The organism is Streptomyces capparidis (genome assembly GCF_054782095.1).
On the sequence record NZ_BAAGTD010000050.1, the window covers coordinates 15,928 to 36,584 of the forward strand.

At 74.5% G+C, this 20,657-nt stretch carries 14 protein-coding genes; 10 read left to right on the forward strand and 4 right to left on the reverse strand.

The window, feature by feature from the left end; genetic code table 11:
- Positions 1-300 precede the first annotated feature (300 nt).
- Both ACYVO2_RS30385 and ACYVO2_RS30390 read left to right on the forward strand, forming a co-directional pair.
- A complete protein-coding gene (locus ACYVO2_RS30385) occupies positions 301-1,350 on the forward strand; it encodes a LacI family DNA-binding transcriptional regulator (RefSeq protein WP_461011261.1) in 1,050 nt (349 codons plus the stop codon).
- A gap of 234 nt (positions 1,351-1,584) precedes the next feature.
- Complete coding sequence (locus ACYVO2_RS30390; RefSeq protein ID WP_461011262.1) at positions 1,585-2,436, forward strand: SAM-dependent methyltransferase; 852 nt, start codon at positions 1,585-1,587, stop codon at positions 2,434-2,436.
- A 52-nt stretch (positions 2,437-2,488) separates the two neighbouring features.
- Here the strand turns inward: ACYVO2_RS30390 and ACYVO2_RS30395 are convergent, their stop codons facing one another.
- The 4 genes from ACYVO2_RS30395 to ACYVO2_RS30410 form a co-directional block, all read right to left on the reverse strand.
- On the reverse strand, positions 2,489-3,295 hold the full coding sequence (locus ACYVO2_RS30395) for an SDR family oxidoreductase (RefSeq protein ID WP_461011263.1): 807 nt from the start codon (positions 3,293-3,295) through the stop codon (positions 2,489-2,491).
- Positions 3,292-3,609, reverse strand: a complete 318-nt coding sequence (locus tag ACYVO2_RS30400; protein ID WP_461011264.1) for a hypothetical protein — start codon at positions 3,607-3,609, stop codon at positions 3,292-3,294. Before ACYVO2_RS30400 ends, ACYVO2_RS30395 begins: the two co-directional genes overlap by 4 nt.
- 152 nt (positions 3,610-3,761) lie before the next feature.
- A complete protein-coding gene (locus ACYVO2_RS30405) occupies positions 3,762-4,958 on the reverse strand; it encodes a hypothetical protein (protein WP_461011265.1) in 1,197 nt (398 codons plus the stop codon).
- 197 nt (positions 4,959-5,155) lie between these two features.
- Positions 5,156-7,483, reverse strand: a complete 2,328-nt coding sequence (locus tag ACYVO2_RS30410; RefSeq protein WP_461011266.1) for a SpoIIE family protein phosphatase — start codon at positions 7,481-7,483, stop codon at positions 5,156-5,158.
- Between the two features lie 355 nt (positions 7,484-7,838).
- Between ACYVO2_RS30410 and ACYVO2_RS30415 the strand changes: the two genes are divergently transcribed.
- The 8 genes from ACYVO2_RS30415 to ACYVO2_RS30450 all read left to right on the forward strand — a co-directional run bounded on the left by ACYVO2_RS30415 (position 7,839) and on the right by ACYVO2_RS30450 (position 20,547).
- Positions 7,839-11,246, forward strand: coding sequence for a HAMP domain-containing protein (locus ACYVO2_RS30415; protein ID WP_461011267.1), 3,408 nt, complete (start codon positions 7,839-7,841; stop codon positions 11,244-11,246).
- Between the two features lie 542 nt (positions 11,247-11,788).
- Positions 11,789-12,415, forward strand: coding sequence for a TetR/AcrR family transcriptional regulator (locus tag ACYVO2_RS30420; RefSeq protein ID WP_461011268.1), 627 nt, complete (start codon positions 11,789-11,791; stop codon positions 12,413-12,415).
- 359 nt (positions 12,416-12,774) lie between these two features.
- Entirely contained in the window at positions 12,775-13,719 is a 945-nt protein-coding gene (locus ACYVO2_RS30425; RefSeq protein ID WP_461011269.1) for a ferritin-like domain-containing protein, read from the forward strand.
- Positions 13,716-14,780 (forward strand): ATP-dependent sacrificial sulfur transferase LarE, encoded by a 1,065-nt coding sequence (larE, locus tag ACYVO2_RS30430; RefSeq protein ID WP_461011270.1) that lies wholly within the window; start codon positions 13,716-13,718, stop codon positions 14,778-14,780. Before ACYVO2_RS30425 ends, larE begins: the two co-directional genes overlap by 4 nt.
- Positions 14,777-15,553 (forward strand): nickel pincer cofactor biosynthesis protein LarB, encoded by a 777-nt coding sequence (larB, locus tag ACYVO2_RS30435; RefSeq protein WP_461011271.1) that lies wholly within the window; start codon positions 14,777-14,779, stop codon positions 15,551-15,553. The genes larE and larB overlap by 4 nt, the downstream gene beginning before the upstream one ends.
- The gene (gene larC / locus ACYVO2_RS30440; protein ID WP_461011272.1) at positions 15,546-16,820 is read left to right on the forward strand and encodes a nickel pincer cofactor biosynthesis protein LarC; all 1,275 of its coding nucleotides are present in this window, start codon (positions 15,546-15,548) and stop codon (positions 16,818-16,820) included. Before larB ends, larC begins: the two co-directional genes overlap by 8 nt.
- 119 nt (positions 16,821-16,939) lie before the next feature.
- Positions 16,940-19,318 (forward strand): HAD-IB family hydrolase, encoded by a 2,379-nt coding sequence (locus ACYVO2_RS30445; RefSeq protein WP_461011273.1) that lies wholly within the window; start codon positions 16,940-16,942, stop codon positions 19,316-19,318.
- Complete coding sequence (locus ACYVO2_RS30450; RefSeq protein ID WP_461011274.1) at positions 19,315-20,547, forward strand: zinc-dependent alcohol dehydrogenase; 1,233 nt, start codon at positions 19,315-19,317, stop codon at positions 20,545-20,547. The genes ACYVO2_RS30445 and ACYVO2_RS30450 overlap by 4 nt, the downstream gene beginning before the upstream one ends.
- The last annotated feature ends 110 nt before the right edge of the window (positions 20,548-20,657 follow it).

Here is a 20,657-nt window from a genome sequence, read left to right on the forward strand (position 1 = left end):
CAGCCAGTACGGTGAGCCGTGTGACGCCGAACCGCCCGGTCCGGCTGCCGAGACGCACTTGGCAGCACGGAACGGGTGGGTCGACGATGGTGCCGTCGTCACGCGGCCCGCCGCCGGGCATGCCGGTGCCGTTCGCGCCGACCCCGGCACTCCGCCGTGTCACCACCGCGAGGCCCGAATGTTTCGGCTGCGTCACCGAATGCTGCGGAGAACGTACGGCGGGGTTCTCGGGCCGTCAAGGGATTGCGCACCTCTTCTTCATCTGTCCACGCTCGGCCGGGAAGCGGCTACGATCCCCCTATGAGCGGCGCAGAAGTCCCATACCCCGCGCAGGAGCCGTCGGCTGCCGGCACCGCGACCCTCGCTGAGATCGCCCGCGAGGCCGGAGTGTCGGCTCCGACTGTTTCGAAGGTCCTCAACGGCCGCGCGGACGTGGCCCCCGCCACCCGGACCCGGGTGGAGGAGCTGCTGCGCCTCCACGGCTACCGGCGCAAGCGCGGCACCGCCCGCCCCTCCCCGATGCTCGACCTGGTCTTCCACGAGCTGGAGAGCGCCTGGGCGATGGAGGTCATCCGCGGGGTGGAGAACGTGGCGCGGGAGGAGGGGCTGAGCGTGGTCCTCTCCGAGAGCAGCGGACGGCTCACCCCCGGCCAGACCTGGGTGGACGCGGTGCTGGCCCGCCGCCCCGCCGGGGTGGTGCTGGTCCTGTCCGGCCTCGCCCCCGTCCAGCGCGCCCAGCTCACCAGCCGGGACATCCCCTTCGTCGTCCTGGACCCGGCCGGCGACCCGGGCGACGACGTGCCCGCGATTGGCGCCACCAACTGGAACGGCGGCCTGGCCGCCACCCGCCACCTGATCGAGCTCGGCCACCGCAGGATCGGGGTCATCGCCGGACCGTCGTCGATGATGTGCAGCCGCGCCCGGGTGGACGGCTACCGGGCGGCGCTGGAGAACGCCGGGCTGCCCGTGGACCCCGGCCTGATCCGGGAGGGCGACTTCCACCACGAGGCGGGCTACACCGCCGGACTGGAGCTGCTGGGGAGGCCCGACCGGCCCACCGCCGTCTTCGCCGGGAACGACCTCCAGGCGCTCGGCCTGTACGAGGCCGCCCGCGAGCTGGGCCTGCGCATCCCCGCCGACCTCAGCGTCATCGGCTTCGACGACCTGCCCGTGGCCCGCTGGATCGGCCCGCCGCTGACCACCGTCCGGCAGCCGCTCACCGAGATGGCCGAGGCCGCCGCCCGCCTCGTCCTCGACCTCGGCCGGGACAAGGAGCCGGCCACCACCCGGGTGGACTTGGCCACCCGGCTCGTGGTGCGCAGCAGCACCGCGCCCCCGCCCGCCCACTGACGACCGCCCGCCGCCGGACCGCCGCCGCCGGACCGCCGCCGCGCCCGACCGCCGCGCCCGACCGGCGGCCCCCGACCGGCGGCCCGTGGGCCGATGTGCCCGCTGATGTGCCCGCAAAAGGGACCCGAGGGGGACACCGTCCGGTCCGGTCTGCTAGGAACTGCTGAACAGCGGTCAGGGCAGCGACCGCGCCGGGAGGGTCCGGCGGCACACTTCGAGCGAGGGAGACGGCGCGTGGCCGAGATACGCGAGGACAGCGGGACAGGCTGGGAGGACGACGCCTACGTGCCCACCGACCTCAAGACCGACCAGCCCCACTCGGCGCGGATGTACGACTACCTGCTCGGCGGCAAGGACAACTTCGCCGCCGACCGCGAGGCCGCCGGACGGGCCCTGGACGCCTTCCCGACCCTGCGCACCGCGGCGCAGGAGAACCGCCGCTTCCTCGGGCGGGCCGTGCGGTACCTGGTCGAGGAGGCCGGGATCCGCCAGTTCCTGGACATCGGCTCCGGGCTGCCGACCGCGGAGAACGTCCACCAGGTCGCGCAGCGGTACGCCCCCGAGACCCACGTGGTCTACGTGGACAACGACCCGATCGTGCTCGCGCACGGCCGGGCGCTGCTGGAGGAGGACCGCCGCACCACCGTCATCCAGGCCGACGCCCGCGACCCGCGGAGCATCCTGGACAACCCCGCCACCCACAAGCTGATCGACTTCAGCCGGCCGGTCGGGGTGCTGGTGGTGGCCCTGTTCCACTTCATCGGCGACGACGAGGACCCGATCGGGCTGCTGCGCACCCTGCGCGGCGCCGTCGCGCCGGGCAGCCACTTCGTGCTCTCCCACGCCACCGCGGAGATCTCGCCCGAGACCGCCTGCGGCGTCGAGCGCGCCTACCGGGCGCAGGGCGTGCCGCTGACCCTGCGCGACCGCGCCGCGTTCGCCAAGTTCTTCGACGGCATGGACCTGATCGAACCGGGCATCGAGGTGGTCTCGGACTGGCGCTCGGACGTCCCCGAGTACAAGCGCCCCCCGCACGCCGACGTCTCCTGGTACGGGGGGATCGGCCGGGTCGCGCAGGCGGGCTGAGCCACCGGGCCGGGCGGCCCCGGCCGGGGCCGCCCGGTTCCGCGCCGCCCGGTCAGGGCCGCCGCCAGGAGTCGTCGGACAGGTGGGAGCCCGCCTGCGGGCCCATGCGGAGCATCCCGCCGTCCACCACGTACGACGCCCCGGTGGTGTAGCTCGCCTCCCCGCTCGCCAGGAACGCGATCAGGGCGGCGACCTCCCGCGCGTCCCCGGGGCGGCCCAGCGGCACGCCGGGGCGCGGCTCGGTGCGCACGTCGGTGTCCTCCTGGCCGGTCATGGGCGTGGCGATCTCGCCCGGCGCCACGGCGTTCACCGTGATCCCGTGCTCGGCGAGCTCCAGCGCCATCACCTGGGTGAGCAGGCCGAGCCCGCCCTTGGCCGCGCAGTACGGCGCGGCACCCACCCGGGGCTGGTGCTCGTGGACGCTGGTGACGTTCACGATCCGCCCGCCCCGGCCCTGCCCGATCATCCGCCGGGCGGCGCGCTGGGAGCACAGGAACGGGCCCACCAGGTCGGTGTCCAGCACCTCCCGCACCGTCTCCAGGTCCAGGTCGAGGAACGGCGTGCTGGTGCCCACCCCGGCGTTGTTCACCAGGACGTCCAGCCGGCCGAGCTCGTCGGCGAGCTGGTCCACCACGTCCGCCGCCCCGGGCAGCTCGGTCAGGTCCAGGTGCCGCACCACGGCCTTGCCGCCCGCCTTGCGCACCTCCTCGGCGGTGCGGTGCGCGCCCTCCTCGTCGGTGTGCCAGGTGATGCCGACGTCCAGGCCGTCCTCGGCCAGCCGCACGGCCGTCGCCCGGCCGATGCCCGAGTCGGCCCCGGTGACCACCGCGGTGCGGCGGCCGGTGTTCCATTCGCTCACGGTCCACCCCGCTCCTTCTGCTCGCGCACGGCGTCCGGATCGCCCGCGGCGCTCCGCGGCAGGTCGGGGCCCAGCGGGTCGATCTCCGGCGGCCGGTAGCGGTCCGGGTCGCCGGCCGGCTCCTCGCCGGGCTCCAGGCCGGGCACGGGGCCCTCGGCGATCTCCGGCTGCTGGACGTCGCTGCCCGCGACGTTGGGCGTGTCCGCCTTGCCGATGTCCGCGGGCCGGTCCCGCTGCCCGCCGTGCTCCTCGGCCTCGCGCTCGTCGTGCTCCGCGCGCTCCCGCTCGTGCTGTTCTCGTTCGCGCTCACTCATGGCGCCCTCCTCCGCACTGCTCGGGCTTCCTGGACGCGAACAGCCGCCTACCCGGGCGAAACGGTGGAAAACGGCTCGGCCCGCACCCGGCGCGGACCGCCGGAGTGCGGGCCGTGGGTGCGGGCCGAGCCGCGCGGGGGGCGCCCGGTGCGTCAGCGCAGCGACGCCACGGGGTGCGGGCCCTCGGTCTGGACCCGGTAGTCCTCTCCGGCGGTCATCCGGCGGTGCTCGTCGATCACCCGCTCGCTCGGCGGCTCCTCACCGCCGTGGATCCGCTCCTGCAACCGCTCGAACCGCTCGTGCGCCTCGCGCACGTACCCGGCGCCCAGCGTGGTGAGGTCGATCTGGGTGTCCAGCAGCTCGCGCACGTACGCCTTGTTCGGCTCGAAGGTGAGCACGTTCGGCAACTGCGGGGCGAGCACCTGCTCCGGGTCCCGGCCGTCGTGCCTGCGCATCAGCTCGCAGGCGAGCCGCAGGTGCTCGAGCTCCATGTTCAGGTGCAGCTCCCAGATCGCCTTGATCCTGGGGTCCGGCTCCTGCTCCATGAACGAGTAGTACAGGTAGCACTCGTTGTACTCGTGGTTGACGAGCTGCTCCCACCACGTCTCGCCCGGGTCCACCAGGGACTCGTAGTGCGTGACGTGCTCCTCCTCGATCAGCCCGATCTCCTGGTAGAGCTGCCGCGCGATCGGCTCCATGTACTCGGGGCCGACGTTCATGTAGAAGTTCATCGTCTGCTGCTCGGCGGACATCACCGTGAGCGCGTGCAGCTTCGACAGCGGGTTGACCGTGGACCTGTCGTACGGGTCGCGCACGTTGTCCTGCGGGTGGCGGTGGTGGAACTTCGTCGGGCGGCCCGGGATCACCTCGGTGAGGTCGTCCACGACCTCCTCCGCCTTGCGGTGCTCGATCATCTCGAACAGGTTGGCGTACCGGTACAGGTGGTCGAAGTCCTCCAGCACCCCGAACTGGTACGCCTGCTTCAGGTACGGGTCCGGCTCCATCCGCGCCACCCACGCCGTCAGGTCCACCGCCACCTGCTCGTAGGCGATGGTGGTCTCCAGCACCGAGGACACGCCGGGCAGCAGCCAGTTCACGACCTTCTGCTGCTGCTGCTCGATGTAGCGGACCTCCGCCAGTTGCCGTTTGACGTCCGGGTCGGGACAGTGCCGGGCGAACTGGTGGCTGAACATGACAGCCTCGGTCTCGATGCCGTTCATCGTGATGATCCGGCACCGCGTGTACGGGTCGCAGTTGTCCGGGTCGATCGGCTTGACGTCGAGCTCGCGCCAGTTGCGGAGCTGCCGGTCCAGGGGGATTCCCCGCTGTTCCAGGGGATTGAACGTCATTCGGTCCTCCTCGGGGTCCGGGACGGCTTCCCCGGTACCCCGTGATCCGCCCTCGCAACGTGTGTCGTGCGGATTTCAGGAAGATGGCTCAGTAACGCCCGATCGCCCGGACGGCCCCGAATGGTCCGTGGCGGGCGGGGTAGACGCGGCCCGCTCCCCGGCCCGCTCCCCGGCCCGGGGACCCGGCGGGCCCCAACTCAGGTGACCCGCACCGCCACGAGGCAGGTGTCGTCGTCGGTGTCCCCGCCGGCGAGCTCCAGCAGCCGGTCGGCGTGCGCCTGGAGGTCGTCGCCCGACAGGGACTGCGCCTGCCGCACCAGCGTGGCCAGGGTCTCGTCGATCGCCGTGCGGCGGCGCTCGACCAGGCCGTCGGTGTACAGCAGCAGGGTGTCGCCCGGCCGCAGCACCGTCTCCGCCTCCCGGTACTCCGCGTGCTCCATCGCGCCCAGCAGGATGTTGCGCGGGGAGCGCAGCAGCGTGGCCGAGCCGTCCCGCAGCAGCAGCGGCGGCAGATGGCCCGCCGTCGCCCAGCGCAGCGTGCGCGTTCGGGGGTCGAACAGCCCGCAGACCGCGGTGGCCGTCGTGGACGGCGCGGTGCCGGTGCGGGCCGCGCCCGGCGCGGAGACCCGGTTCAGCCACTCCAGCAGCCGCCCCGGCCCCTCCCCGGTGACGGCCAGGCCCCGCAGCGCGTTGCGCAGCACCACCATGCCGGTCGCCGCGTCGATCCCGTGCCCCGACACGTCCCCCACGGTCAGCAGGGTGCTGCCGGTCGGCAGCAGCATCACGTCGTACCAGTCGCCGCCCACCCGGTACTCCTCGGCGGCCGGCCGGTACCGGGCGGCGATCTGGAGCCCGGGCAGCTCGCGCGGCCGCGGGGTCTCCGGCATGATCACCTGCTGGAGCTGGAGGGCCAGGCGGCGGCGCGTCGCGGCGTGCTGCTCCACCGTGGTGAGCTGGCTGTAGGTGGCCGCCAGCGCCACCTCGGTGTGGTGCTGCGCGGAGACGTCCTGGTACAGGCCCACCACGGCGGTCAGCACGCCGTCGGTGACCACCGGCTCGGCGACCACCCGGATGTGGCGGACGCTGCCGCCCTCCCGGATCAGCCGCACCACCGCGTTGACGCTCTCGTGGCGGCGGTGCAGGGCGTCGAGCAGCTCGGTGAGCAGGGCGCCGTCGCCGGGGTGCAGGTGGGGCCGCATCCGCTCCAGCGGCACCGGCTCGCTGCCCTCGGGCCGCTCGAACAGGGCGTAGGTGTGCTCCGTCCAGGTGGACGAGCCGGCCACCGGGTCGTCCTCGAAGGCGCCGATGCCGCCGAGGCGGTGCGCGATCCGCAGCATCGCCGGGCCGCCGTCCCCCTCGTGGGTGCGCCACAGCGCCACGGCGCGGTCGCCGGCCGGCAGCACCCGCACCCCGGCCGGCGTGCCCGCCCCCGGCGGGACGAGGCCGTCGGGCGACGGCGGGCAGGGCAGCGCGGCGGCCCGCTGGGGCACGCCCGTGGCGCGGGCCCGGTCCGCCAGCGCGGCGAGGTCCGCGTGGACGGCGGGCAGCACCTCGGCCAGCGGGCGCCCCGCGGCCCGCGGCGGGGTGGCGGAGCTCTGCGCGGCGGCCGGGTTGGCGTGCTCCACGCGGTAGGCGCCCGCCCCGCCCTCGGCGCGGAGCAGCAGCGCGGGGTGGACCAGGAGGTCGAGCAGGTCGCGGACGGGGGCGAGGCCGAACGACTCCGCCGGGGCGTCGGCGAGCCCGTCCATGACCTGGGCGGCCACCGAGAGCAGGGCGAGCAGTTGGCGGCGCACCGCCTCGTCCAGCGGCGCCGGCCGGGGCCAGGCCACCAGGGCGACGCCCACCGGCTCCCCGGTGCGGGTCAGCGGCAGCACCGCGCGGGCGGAGTCGGGCGAGGCGCCCGGCAGCGGGCGGCCGGGCGGCGGCCCCGCCGGGAACCACAGGTCCTCGGCGGTGCCCGCCGCGTCGTGCAGCGGCGTGTCGAGCTGCGGGGGGACCCAGTGCCAGTGGGCGCGCTCGGTGGCGCCGAGACCGGCCTGCCCGACCAGGCGCAGGCAGCCGGTGGCGGTGCGGCGCCACAGCGCCAGCGCGTTCGCCCCGAGCGGGCGCAGCGCCTCCTCCAGCAGCGAGGCGGCCAGGTCGGCCAGGTCCTCCGCGGACGCGGCCCCCGCGGCGGCCCCGCGCAGCCGCGCGGCCGCGCCGGGGGAGTCCGACGCCCGGGCCACCACGTCGCCCGCGGCCTGGTTGACGATGTCGGCGGCGAACTCGGGGCGGCTCAGGCCCGAGCGGGCCGCCAGCCGCTCCACGTGCTCGGCCGCCTCCTCGGGGGAGCAGCCGAGCTGGGCGACGAGCACCCCGGTGGCCAGGTCGAGCAGGGAGCGCTCGGAGCGGGCGGCGTGGGCGCGGCGCAGCTCGTCGGCGAGCGCCTCCACGGCGTCGGCGGTCCGCGGGTCCTGCGGGGCGGGGGGACCCTGCGGGGCGGCCGCGGGTGGCGTGGGTCTGCGGGAGGAGTGCTGCCCGGTCATCGAGGAAGTCGCTCCGTCTGCCGTCCACGGGTGCCGGGCTGGCCGCTTCGGTCGCCTGCGGGGATGAGGGGGGCGCGCGTCGCGGCCGGACGGGGCGGTGCGCTCGCGCCTGCCGGAGATTGTACGGACTCGTGCGTCCGCGTGGCGGGCGGTCCCGGCGACCGGGAGAATGCATCTGCCGTTCGGCCGTGGCACGCGCGCCGGAGTCGCGCCCCGGGCGGCTGTTCAGGTGCTCACTCCCGCGGGTAGCGTTCGGTGACGTGCGTTTATCTCCCCTGGTGGTGACCATACGGGCAGGTGGAGGGAGCGGAAGGGGCCCGTCCGCGACCGGCGAACACAGGCAAAGGGGTGGGTGGTGGCGCGTAGTACCACACAGCCGTACGAAGGGGGCGAGGGCGCCGGCGAGGAGGAGCTGAGGCTCCTGCTCGCCGGTCTGACCGCGGTCCGCGACGGCGACTTCGGTGTGCGGCTGCCCGCGCGGGGCGACGGGCTCATGGGGCAGATCGCCGCCGTGTTCAACGACACGGTGGACCAGGTCGCGCTGTGCACCTCCGAGGTCACCCGGGTCGCCCGCGAGGTCAGCACCCAGGGCAGGCTCGGCGGCCGGGCCCTGGTGCCCCGGGCCTCGGGCGGCTGGAAGGAGCTCACCGACTCGGTCGACTTCATGGCCTCCGACCTCACCGACCAGGTCAGGGCCATCGCCCAGGTGGCCACCGCGGTCGCCAAGGGCGACCTGTCCCAGAAGATCACCGTGGACGCGCGCGGGGAGATCCTCCACCTGAAGGACACCATCAACACGATGGTGGACCAGTTGTCGTCGTTCGCCGACGAGGTGACCCGGGTGGCCCGCGAGGTCGGCACCGAGGGCCGGCTCGGCGGGCAGGCCAGGGTGCCGGGCGTCGCGGGCACCTGGAAGGACCTGACCGACAACGTCAACTCGATGGCGAACAACCTGACCAACCAGGTCCGCAACATCGCCCAGGTCACCACCGCCGTCGCCCAGGGCGACCTCACCCGCAAGATCGACGTGGACGCGCGCGGGGAGATCCTGGAGCTGAAGACCACCATCAACACGATGGTGGACCAGTTGTCCTCGTTCGCCGCCGAGGTGACCCGGGTCGCCCGGGAGGTCGGCAGCGAGGGCAGGCTCGGCGGCCAGGCCCAGGTCGAAGGGGTCTCCGGCACCTGGAAGCGGCTGACGGAGAACGTCAACGAGCTGGCCGCCAACCTCACCCGTCAGGTCCGGGCGATCGCCGAGGTCACCAGCGCGGTGGCCGAGGGCGACCTGACCCGCTCCATCACCGTGGACGCCTCCGGCGAGGTCGCCGAGCTCAAGGACAACATCAACGCCATGGTGGAGTCCCTGCGCGAGACCACCCGCGCCAACCAGGAACAGGACTGGCTGAAGACCAACCTGGCCCGCATCACCAGCCTGGTCCAGGGCAACCGCGACCTCGCCGTCGTCGCCGAGCTGGTCCTGGACCACCTCGTCCCGCTGGTCGGCGCCCAGTACGGCAGCCTGTACCTGGTCGACCCGCGCGAGGAGAGCGGCGACCTGCACCTGATCGCCGGTTACGGGCTGCCCGCCGACCGGCCCCCGGCCACCATCGCCGCCGGGCAGACCCTCGTCGGCCAGGCCGCGCGGGCCAGACGCCCGATCCTGGTCGCCGGCGCCCCCGGCTCCTACGTCCGCATCACCTCGAGCCTCGGCGAGGCCGCCCCCGCCCACCTGTGCGTGCTGCCGATCCTCTTCGAGGATCGGGCGCTCGGCGTGATCGAGCTGGCCTCCTTCCATCCGTTCGGCGCGCTGCACCGCGACTTCCTGGAACGGCTGATGGAGACCATCGGTGTGAACTTCAACACCATCATCGCCAACGCCCGCACCGACGCGCTGCTGGCGGAGTCCCAGCGGCTCGCCGCCGAGCTACAGGACCGCTCCGAGGAGCTCCAGGCCCAGCAGGAGGAGCTGCGGCGCTCCAACGACGAGCTGGAGTCCAAGGCCGCGCTGCTGGCCCGGCAGAACCACGACATCGAGATCAAGAACGAGGAGATCGAGCAGGCCAGACAGGAGCTGGAGGACCGGGCCCAGCAGTTGGCGCGCGCCTCCCGCTACAAGTCGGAGTTCCTGGCCAACATGAGCCACGAGCTGCGCACCCCGCTCAACAGCCTGCTCATCCTGGCCCGGCTGCTCGCGCAGAACCCGACGAAGAACCTCACGCCCAAGCAGGTGGAGTTCGCCACCGTGATCCACTCCGCCGGGTACGACCTGCTCCAGCTCATCAACGACATCCTGGACCTGTCGAAGGTCGAGGCGGGCAAGATGGAGATCTCGCCCGAGCCGTTCGACCTCGGCCAGTTGCTGGACTACGTCGAGACCACCTTCCGGCCCCTGGCCGCGGAGAAGGAACTGGAGTTCGTCGTCGAGGTGGCGCCCGAAGTGCCGCCGCAGATCACCACCGACGAGCAGCGGCTGCGGCAGATCCTGCGCAACCTGCTGTCGAACGCGGTGAAGTTCACCGACTCCGGGTCGGTGGCGCTGTCCATCAGCGTGGCGGAGCAGCAGCCCGAGGGCCGCCGCGGCCCCGTGCTCGCCTTCACCGTCCGCGACACCGGCATCGGCATCGCCAAGGAGAACCTGGAGTCCGTCTTCGGCGCCTTCCAGCAGGGCGACGGCACCACCAGCCGCCGCTACGGCGGCACCGGGCTCGGCCTGTCCATCAGCAGGGAGCTGGCCACCCTCCTCGGCGGCCGGATCACCGCCGACAGCGAACTGGGCCGGGGCAGCACCTTCACCCTCACCCTGCCGGTGGGCGCCGCCCCGACGCGGGAGTCGCAGGCGCCGGCGCCCCAGGCCCAGCGGACGGGCGGGAGCGGCCCCGCCGCGGCCGCCGCGCCCGCCCGCCGCCTGCTGGTGGTGGAGGCGGCCGAGCGCGGGCTGCTGGCGACGCTGGCCCGCAGCACCGCCGACGACCTCGCGGGATCCTTCGGCGAGGTGCGGATCACCCACGCGCAGGGCCGCGACGAGGCGCTCGCGCTGCTGCGGGAGCGCCGCCACCACTGCGTGCTGCTCGACCTGGGCCTGCCCGACGCCCAGGCGTACACGCTGCTGGGCGACCTGGACGAGCACCCGCGGCTGCGGGAGATCCCGGTCCTCGCGCACGCGGCCAGGGAACCGGATCCGGCCAAGGAGACGCTGCTGCACACCCGGGCCCGCACCCAGCCCCTGGAGGTGCTCGCCTCCCTGGACCGGCTGCGCGACCGCATCGCGCTGCACCTGTCCGCGGGCCCCTCCGACGCCCTGCCGCAGCCCGCCCACCCGGCGCGGGTGCCCACCAGGCCCGTGCGCGGCGCCTCCGCCCCGCCCGAGCTCGTCGGCCGCAAGGTGCTGGTCGTGGACGACGACGTGCGCAACGTCTTCGCCATCAGCAGCATCCTCGAGGCGTACGGGATGACGGTCATCCACGCGCCCAACGGCCGCGTCGGCATCGAGCTGCTCCAGCAGACCGGCGACGTGGACGTGGTGCTGATGGACGTGATGATGCCGGAGATGGACGGCCACGCCACGACCGCCGCGATCCGCCGCATGCCCGGCTTCGCCGACCTGCCGGTGATCGCGGTGACCGCGAAGGCCATGCGCGAGGACCGGGAGAAGAGCCTGGAGTCGGGCGCCAACGACTACGTCACCAAGCCGGTGGACACCGAGGAGCTGCTGGCCTGCATGGCCCGCTGGTGCCGGGCCAGGCCCCGCGGGGACCGGCTCTGACGCCCCGTGCCGCCCCCGCGCGGCCGGTCCCGCGCCGCCGCGCCCGGCCCGGGGCCGGCCGCCGCGCGACCCCCAGGCCCGGCCCCGCCGGGACCCGGCACCGCCGTCCGCTCCCCGCCGTCCGCCACCGGGCCCCGGCGCGCGGGCGCTTCGGGGCGAATCCGCAGGAACCGCTCCGGGGCGCGCGGGCCGTGCGAACTCGGCGCCGCGAATGCTGCTCATGACACCACGGCACGGGAAATCGCCCGGCGCATCCCCGGAGGAAATCGGATTTCCCGGTACATGGGCGATTCCGGCGCGACGCTCCCGGTTGCGCCCCGCCCGCCCCGAACTCCCGCGCATCTGATACTCATTCGTTATACGCCGATCGCCGAATCGTTCCTGCACGACACGCACCGGGAACCGTCCGGCGGCGGCATCCGGACGCCTTCCGGCGGCGCTGCCGAGTCTCGCTCGAGTGGGCGAAGGCCAAAACTTGGGGAAACTCGCCCCGTGGATCCCGCTCTTGGGAGTGATAATCAACCGTGGCCAGGAAACGAGCGATGAGACCTGGGCTCAGGCCGCTCGGGCCGCGCCCGGGGCGGCCCGACACCCGGGCCGACATCATCCGCGCGGCGAGGCGCCAGTTCGCCCAGGGCTACACCTCGTGCAGCCTGCGGGCGGTGGCGCGCGAGGCCGGAGTGGACCCCTCCCTCGTGGTCCAGTTCTTCGGCAGCAAGGAAGGGCTCTACCTGGCCGCGATGGCCGACGTGATGCCCCGGGGCGAGGCGCTCGGCCGGATCGTGGGCGACGCCTCGGAGGGCGTCGGGGAGCGCATCGCCGACTACTACTTCGGCCTGTGGAACGACGCGGAGACCCGCGGGCCGCTCCAGGCCATGCTCATGTCCGCGGCCTCGCACCGGCCCGCGGCGGACATGCTGCGCGACTTCGTCTCCCGGGAGCTGGTCGGCAAGGTCGCGGCCCAGGCCGTCCCCGACCGCGCCGAGCTTCGCGCCGCGCTGGCCAGTTCTCATCTGGTCGGCACGGCTGTGATCTGCTACGTCGTGCGGATCGCCCCCCTGGCGGACCTGCCGCTGGCCGAACTCGCCCGGTTCGTCGGCGCCACCATCGACGCCTACCTGTTCGGCCCGCTCCCGGTCTCCTGGGCGGGCGCCAAGGGAGCGGGCTGACCCCGCGGCGGGTACCCCCACGCACCCCCGGGCCGCACCCCCGGCGAGCCCTCCAGGGCACGGCCCGGCGCCGCGCCGCCGGACCGGAACCGGCCGCGGGGCGGGCCGCGCGCCCGCCCGGCAGCGGGTCCGGCCCGCCCGGCTCTCCCTTCCGGAACGAGTCAGGCTCCAGCGTCCGCGCTGGCGGAGCGGGGCCCTTCTGGACCATACTCACCCCAACTCAACTGCTGTTGATATAAACCAAGTACCGTGATGGACTCAGCGCGTTTGGGATACAGAGTGTGCCGGGGGTGTGACTGTCGCGTCCGGTGCATTGCAGGCCGTAGTTCCGCCTTCTGACCTCGAGGATGACGAGAGCCATGAGCTTCGACATAACCGGCTACATCAACACCGCCGGGCGGATCCAGGTGGACGACCTGGACCGCGAGGCATTCCTGCGGCGTCCCCTTTCTCCCGAAACGCTGCGCTGCCTTCGGTACATGTCGGACGTCGAGAGCCACACCATCTGCTATCTGCGGGACGTCCTGGTCACCCCGTCGCACCGCGACCCCGATGTGACCGCGTTCATGTCGATGTGGGCGTTCGAGGAGTTCTGGCACGGCGAGGCGATCGACGACGTCCTGCGGCTGCACGGGCAGAAGGCGGACTACGACCACATCAGGTCGGTCCGCGAGGCCCAGGGCCTCAAGGACCGGATCTCGCCGATCTACCAGTCCATCGCCGCCAACTCCATCGGTGAGGACTTCGTGGCCGTGCACATGACGTGGGGGGCCATCAACGAGTGGTCCGCGCACGCCGCGTACGGTTCTCTCATGGAGAAGGAGGAGCACCCGGAGCTGACGAAGCTGCTCACCCGGATCCAGCGGCAGGAGACCAGGCACCTGGCGTTCTACGCCAGCCAGGCCAGGGAGCGCCTGGCCCGCTCCAAGCGGGCGCGGCAGCTCGCGCGGTTCGTCACGCAGCGGTTCTGGCAGCCCGTCGGCTCCACCATCCAGCCGCGGGAGGAGACCACGTTCGTCCTCAAGCACCTCTTCGGCAGCGAGGAGGGCGCCGAGGCGATCCGCAAGATCGACGACAAGGTGGACAAGCTGCCCGGGATGGAGGGGCTGAACCTGGTGACGCGCGGCGTGGCCGAGTTCGGCGCCGGCATCCCCGTGGACCACCTGCCCCCGCTCCCGAACAAGTCCTACGGCAAGCCCCTCGGCCTGATCGCCGGCGCCGCCGCGGCCGCGGGCGCCGCCAAGGTGCTCGGCTCCCGCTTCGCCAGGAGCCGCCGACGTACCGCTCTCGGCATTTCCGCATGACCGACTCCTCGAACTCCCCGGTGGAGGCGGGCGGCACCGCCGCCCGCCCGCCCCGGGAACCCGTACCGCCGCACCACCCCGCAGTGCCGCACCACCCAGCACCGGACGGCGCAGCGCCGTCCGGCGCTGTGCCGTCCCCGGCCGCCGCCGCGCCGTCCGCGCCCGCCTCCGCCGGGCCGTCCCCGGCCGCCGCGGCCCTGCTGACCGCCGTGGGCCGCCTCGGCAGCGTCGCGGTCGCCTTCTCCGGAGGAGTGGACTCCACGGTCGTGCTGGCCGCCGCGGTGCGCGCCCTCGGCCCGGACCGCGCCGTCGCCGCCATCGCCGACTCGCCGTCCCTGGCCAGGAGCGAACTCGACCTCGCCCGCGCCACCGCCGAGTCGATCGGCGCGGAACTCGTGGCGCTGGGCACCGACGAGCTGTCCGTGGACGGCTACCGCGCCAACGCGGGCGACCGCTGCTACTTCTGCAAGCAGACCGTCCTCGGCCGGGTCGCCGACTTCGCCGCGTCGCGCGGGCTCGCCCACGTCGCCACCGGCACCCACCTCGACGACCGCTCCGCGCCCCACCGCCCCGGCCTGCGCGCCGCCCGTGAGGTCGGCGTCGCCGAGCCGCTCGCCGACGCCGGGCTGACCAAGGCCCAGGTCCGCGAGGTCGCCCGGGAGTGGGGTCTGGCCGTGTCGGACAAGCCGGCCATGCCCTGCCTGGCCTCCCGCATCGCCGTCGGCCTGACGGTCTCCCGGGACCGGCTGCACCTGGTGGAGCAGGCCGAGGCCGTGGTGCGCGACACCCTCTCCGAGCACCGCGTCAGCGCCCGCGACGTGCGCGTCAGACTGCTCTCGCGGGGCTTCCGGATCGAACTCGACGCCCCCGCGCACCGCGAGGTGCAGGGCCGCTCCGGGCTCGGCGACGCCCTGCTCGCCGGGGTCGCGGCAGTGGGCCCGGTGGGCGAGGGGAGCCTGGGGCCGTACAGTTCCGGGGCGGTGAGCACATCGCCCGCGGCCGGCCCCGCGCCGGGCCGCCCGGCGGTGGTACGGACAGTACGGAAGGAAGCAGCACCATGATCGAGGCCCGGGAGACCCCGCGGAGCCCGGAAGACGCTCCGGCGCGCGGCGACTCCGCCCTCGTCGAGAACCTGGCGGAACTGCTGGGCGGGGAAGGCATCACCCCGGTGGGGGACTACGCCCGCCTCGACACCGCCAGGCGGCGCAGGACCGGCGTGCCCGAGGTGGTGTTCGCCCAGGGCAAGACCCCCGAGCAGACCCTGGCGCTGCTGGGCGAGCTGCTCGAGCGCGACCCCGGCAGCCCGGCCCTGGCCACCCGCTGCCCGGAGGAGGTGCTCCGCCGCGCCCCCGAGGTCTTCGCCGGGCGGCCGGTGCACGCCGACCCCGTCGCACGGACCGTCACCGTCGGCGACCTCCCGCCGCGGCGCGGCAGCGTCGCCGTGCTCACCGCGGGCACCACCGACCTGCCCGTGGCCCGCGAGTGCGCCGCCACCCTGGCCGCGCTCGGCGCCGGGCACCACGTGCTCGCCGACGTGGGCGTCGCGGGCCTGGCCCGGCTGCTGTCGCACGTCGCCGAGCTGCGCACCGCCGACTGCGTGGTGGTCGTCGCCGGGATGGACGGCGCCCTGCCCAGCGTGGTCGCGGGCCTGCTGCCCGCGCCGGTGGTGGCCGTGCCCACCAGCGTCGGCTACGGCTTCGCCGACGGCGGCCGCGCCGCCGCCGCGGCCATGCTCGCCTCCTGCGCGCCCGGCCTGACCGTCGTCAACATCGACAACGGCTTCGGCGCCGCCGTGCACGCCGCCAAGATCGTGCGGGTGGTGCACGGTGGGTGAGGAGGCCACGGCCGGCGAGGCGGCGGCGCGCGCGGCCCATCTGGACTGCACCGCGGGGGTCGCGGGCGACATGCTGCTCGGCGCGCTGCTGGACGCCGGCGCCGACTTCGGCGCCGTCCGCGACGCGGTGCGCTCCCTGGGCGTGGACGGGCTCGACGTGGCGGCGGAGCCCGGCCGCCGCGGCGGCTTCGCCTGCGTCCGCGTCACCGTCGCCCGCCCGTCCGTGCCCGACCGCCACCGCCACCTGCCGGACGTGCTGAAGGACATCTCGGGCGCCCGGCTGACGCCGGACGCGGCCCGGTTCGCCGCCCGCGTCTTCGAACTGCTCGCCGAGGCCGAGGCCGAGGCGCACGGCACCACGGCCAACGAGGTGCACTTCCACGAGGTCGGCGCGTTCGACGCGATGGCCGACGTGGTCGGCTGCGCCGCCGCCCTGGACGACCTCGGGCTGCTGCGCGACGGCAGCACCGTCACCTGTTCGCCGCTGGCCGCGGGCAGCGGCACCGTGGACTGCGCCCACGGCACGATGCCGGTCCCGGTGCCCGCGGTGCTGCGCATCGCCGCCCGGCGCGGGCTCGCCCTCACCGGCGGCGACCTGGCCGGGGAGCGCACCACGCCCACCGGCGCCGCCCTGGTCGCGGCCCTGGCCGAGCCCGGTCCGCTGCCGCCGATGACGGTGCGCGCCGTCGGCACGGGCGGCGGCGGCCGGGACACCGCCGACCGCCCCAACGTCACCCGTGTCGTGCTGGGCGCGGTCCCCGCCGCCACCGCCGCCCCCGGGCCCGTGCCCGGCGAGGTGACCGTCGTCGAGAGCACCGTGGACGACCTCGACCCGCGGCTGTGGCCCTCGGTGCTGCGCGCCCTGCGCGAGGCCGGGGCCTGGGACTGCTGGACCACCGACACCGTCGGCCGCCACGGCAGACCCGGACGGCTCGTCACCGCGCTGTGCTCGGAGGAGCTGCGCCCGGCCGTCGCCGACGCGCTGTTCCGGCACACCACCACCCTGGGCGTGCGCTGGTCGGAGCACCGGCGGCTGACGCTGCCGCGCAGTTCGGCGGTGGTGACCGTGGGCCCGGATGGCGCCGGGACCCCCGTGACCGTCAAAATCGCCCAAGGCCCCGACGGCGCGCTCACCGTCCAGCCCGAGCTCGCCGAGGCGGAGGCCGCCGCCGCCGAGCTCGGCTGGCCAGTCCGTGCGGTGTGCGAAGCCGCCGTGACCCGCTACCGTCAGGGACTCGCGCCGACCGCAGCGCGGACGGCGCGGTGAGCGCACCGTCCGGCCCAGGCCGGGCCGGCGCGCGCCGCCGCCCCCACGGGGGCGGGGCACAATCGAACACCGCACCACCCACCGACCCCACACAAGTACCGGACCCCAGGAGGACACGAGTGCCGAGCAAGTACCGGATCGGGCACCTCGGGGGCTCGCACATCCTCCTCACCGGAGCCACCGGGTTCATCGGACAGGCGCTGCTGGAGCGGCTGCTCTCCGGCCACCCCGACACCCGGATCTCGGTCATCGTGCGACCCCGGGGCAACGGCAGCGGGCAGGACCGCTTCGCCCGGCTGCTCCGCAAGGACGTCTTCCGCACCTGGCGGGAGAAGCTCGGCGCCGACGAGGCCATCGCCGAGGCCATGCGCCGCGTCAACGTCATCGAGGGCGACCTCGGCACCGCCGAGCTGCCCGGCGACATCGACGTGGCCATCCACTGCGCCTCCACCGTCTCCTTCGACCCGCCCATCGACGAGGCGTTCAGCACCAACGTCTCCGGCGCGGTGTCGCTGTACGAGCAGTTGGCCCGGCAGGAGAAGGCCCCGCACGTGGTGCACATCTCCACCGCCTACGTCTCCAGCGGCGGCCGCGGCCTGGTGCGCGAGGCCAGCCTCACCCACAACGTGGACTGGCGCCGGGAGCTGGCGCTCGGCCTCGCCGCCCGGGACGACGTGGAGCGCGACTCCCGCCGCCCCGAGGTGCTGCGCAAGCAGCTCCGCGAGGCCAGCCGCGCCCACGGCAAGGCGGGGCCGCTGACCGCCGCCAAGGACGCCGAGGAGGCCAGGCGCTCCTGGGTGGAGGAGCGCCTGGTGGACGCGGGCCGCACCCGCGCCCAGATCCTGGGCTGGCCCGACGTGTACACCTTCACCAAGGCCATGTCGGAGCGCGCCGCCGAGGAGCTGTGGGCGGGGCGGCCGCTGTCGATCGTGCGGCCCGCCATCGTCGAGAGCGCCCTGCGGCACCCGTACCCGGGCTGGATCGACGGCTACAAGATGGCCGACCCGCTGATCATCGCCTACGGCAGCGGTCTGCTGCGGGACATCCCCGGCCAGCCGGACACCATCATGGACGTGATCCCGGTGGACTACGTGGTCAACGCCACGCTGGCCGCCGCCGCCGCGCCCCCGCCGCCGGACGCGCCCCACTACTTCCACGTGGGCTCGGGCGCCACCCAGCCGCTGACGCTGCGTCAGATGTACGAGCACGTCCACTCCTACTTCAGCGACCACCCGCTGCCGGAGAGCACCGGGCGCGGCCACGTCAAGGCCCGCACCTGGACCTTCCCCGGCGCCTCCCGGGTGGACCTGGCGCTCACCGCGGGCGAGCGCGCCGCGAAGGCGGCCGACAAGGTCCTCGGCCTGCTGCCCGGCACCGAGCGCACCCAGGAGTGGGCGAGCAAGCTGCACAAGGAGAAGCGGTCGCTCGAGCTGCTGCGCCGCTACTCCGACCTGTACGGCGTCTACACCCGCACCGAGGTCGTGTACGACGACACCGAGCTGCGGGCCCTGCACGAGTCGCTGCCGCCCGACCGGATCGCCGAGCTCGGGTTCGACACCAGCGACATCGACTGGCGCGTGTACATGGAGGAGGTGCACTGCCCCAAGGTCACCGCGCCGCTGCGCGCCAGGACCGGCGGGCGCTCCTCCGCGGGCCGCTCCGGCGGCCGGATCTCCCTGCCCGAGGGCGAGGGCATCGCCGCCGTGTTCGACCTGGACGGCACCATCCTCGCCTCCGACATCGTCGAGTCCTACCTGTGGGCGCGCCTGGCGTCGGTGCCCCGCGCCGAGTGGGGGCAGGAGCTGCTCGACCTGCTGCGCAACGCGCCGCGCTACCTGCTGGCCGAGCGCCGCGACCGGGGTGACTTCGCCCGCACCTTCTTCCGCCGCTACGCGGGTGCCGACCCGGAGGAGCTGCGCCGCCTGGTCGAGGAGCAGCTCGGCGACGCGCTGCTGCACCGCGTGATGCCCGAGGCGGTGCGGCGCATCCGCGCCCACCGGGCGGCGGGCCACCGCACCATCCTCATCACCGGCAGCGTCGACCTGCTCGTGGAGCCGCTGCGGCCGCTCTTCGACGTCATCGAGGCCTGCCGCCTGCACACTCGCGACGGGATCATGACCGGTTACCTTCAGGCACCGCCCATCGTGGGCGAGGCACGCGCGTCCTGGCTGCGCGAACACGCCCGCGAGAACGGGCTCGACCTGACCCGCTCCTACGCCTACGCCGACAGCTACTCGGACCGGCCGCTGCTCGAGGCGGTGGGCAAGCCCTGCGCGGTCAACCCGGACACGCAGTTGTTCCGGCACGCCAAGCGCCGCCACTGGCAGATCGCCCGCTGGGGCGAGCACACGGCGGGCCGCTGGGACGCCCTCGCCTCCGGCGTCGTCACCCATGTCCGCCCCCGGCCGGTGCGCGCCCTGTCCGCGGCGGACCGCACCCTCCCCTCCGCCGACCGCCCCGCCCTCCAGGCCGCCGCCCGCCCGGAGGAGGCCCGATGAACCTGGCGCTGGAATACCACCGCTCACCCGGCCGCTACCTCGCCGCCCGCGGCCTGACCGCCACACGCAGCAAGGTCGGCACCACGCTGGCCGGCGCGCTCGCCCCGTTCCGCCTGACGCGCTCCAGCAGCGGCCCCGACCTGCCCAAGGGCGAGGGCTGGACCCGGCTCGCCCCGTCGCTGTCCGGCATCTGCGGCTCGGACCTCGGCCTGGTCACCGGCACCGCCTCCCCCTATCTGGCGGCGCTGGCCAGCACCCCGTTCGTCCCCGGGCACGAGGTCGTCGGCACCACCCTCGACGACCTGCCGGGCATTGCGCGCGGCACCCGCGTGGTGCTGGACTCCGTGCTGTCCTGCCGGGTGCGCGGCCTGCCCGAGTGCGACTCCTGCCTGGCCGGCGAGACCAACCGCTGCGACCACGTCACCAGCGGGCACCTCGCCCCGGGGCTCCAGACCGGCTACTGCGCGGACACCGGCGGCGGCTGGAGCAAGCGCATGGTCGCCCACGAGGGGCAGTTGCACCCGGTGCCCGACGAGCTCACCGACGAGCGGGCCGTCCTGGTCGAGCCGCTCGCCTGCGCCATCCACTCGGTGCGCCGGGTGACCATCCCGCCGGGGGCGTCCGTCCTCGTCGTCGGCGCCGGCACGGTGGGCCTGCTCACCGTGCTCGCGCTGCGGCAGTTGACGGAGGCCGGCACCATCCACGTCGTCGCCAAGCACCGCCACCAGCGGGAGCGCGCCCGTCAGCTCGGCGCCACCGAGGTGGTCGAGCCGTCCCGCGCGCTGCGCGCGGTGCGGCGCGCCACCGGGGCGCTGGCGCACCGCGCCGAGTTCGGCGGGGAGTTCCTGCTGGGCGGCGTGGACATCGCCTTCGAGTGCACCGGCGGCGGCTCGGGACTGAACACGGCGCTGCGGTCGGTGCGCGCCGGCGGCACGGTGCTGCTGTCCGGGATGCCGGGCGGCGGCGCCGACCTGACGCCGCTGTGGTACCGCGAGCTGAACCTGGTGGGGGCGTACGCCACCCGCCACCGGGAGCCGGGAGCCGAGCCGGGCGCGGACGACGGCACATCCGACTTCGCCAAGGCGATCGCGCTGGCCGCGTCGGCGCCGCTGGACGGCTACGTCGAGCGCTACCCGCTGCACCAGTGGCGCACGGCGTTGGAGCACGCGACCTCGGCCGGTTCCGCGGGCTCCGTCAAGATTGCCTTCGACCTGTCGTTGGAGGGCTGACCGCGGGCGAGTGGCAGTGCCGCAGCGCCGCAGACAGGGCGGCCGCACCCGCCACCGAACCACAAGCCGCATGCACCGTCGCCCGAGGCGTCGCGCCGGTGACCACGACG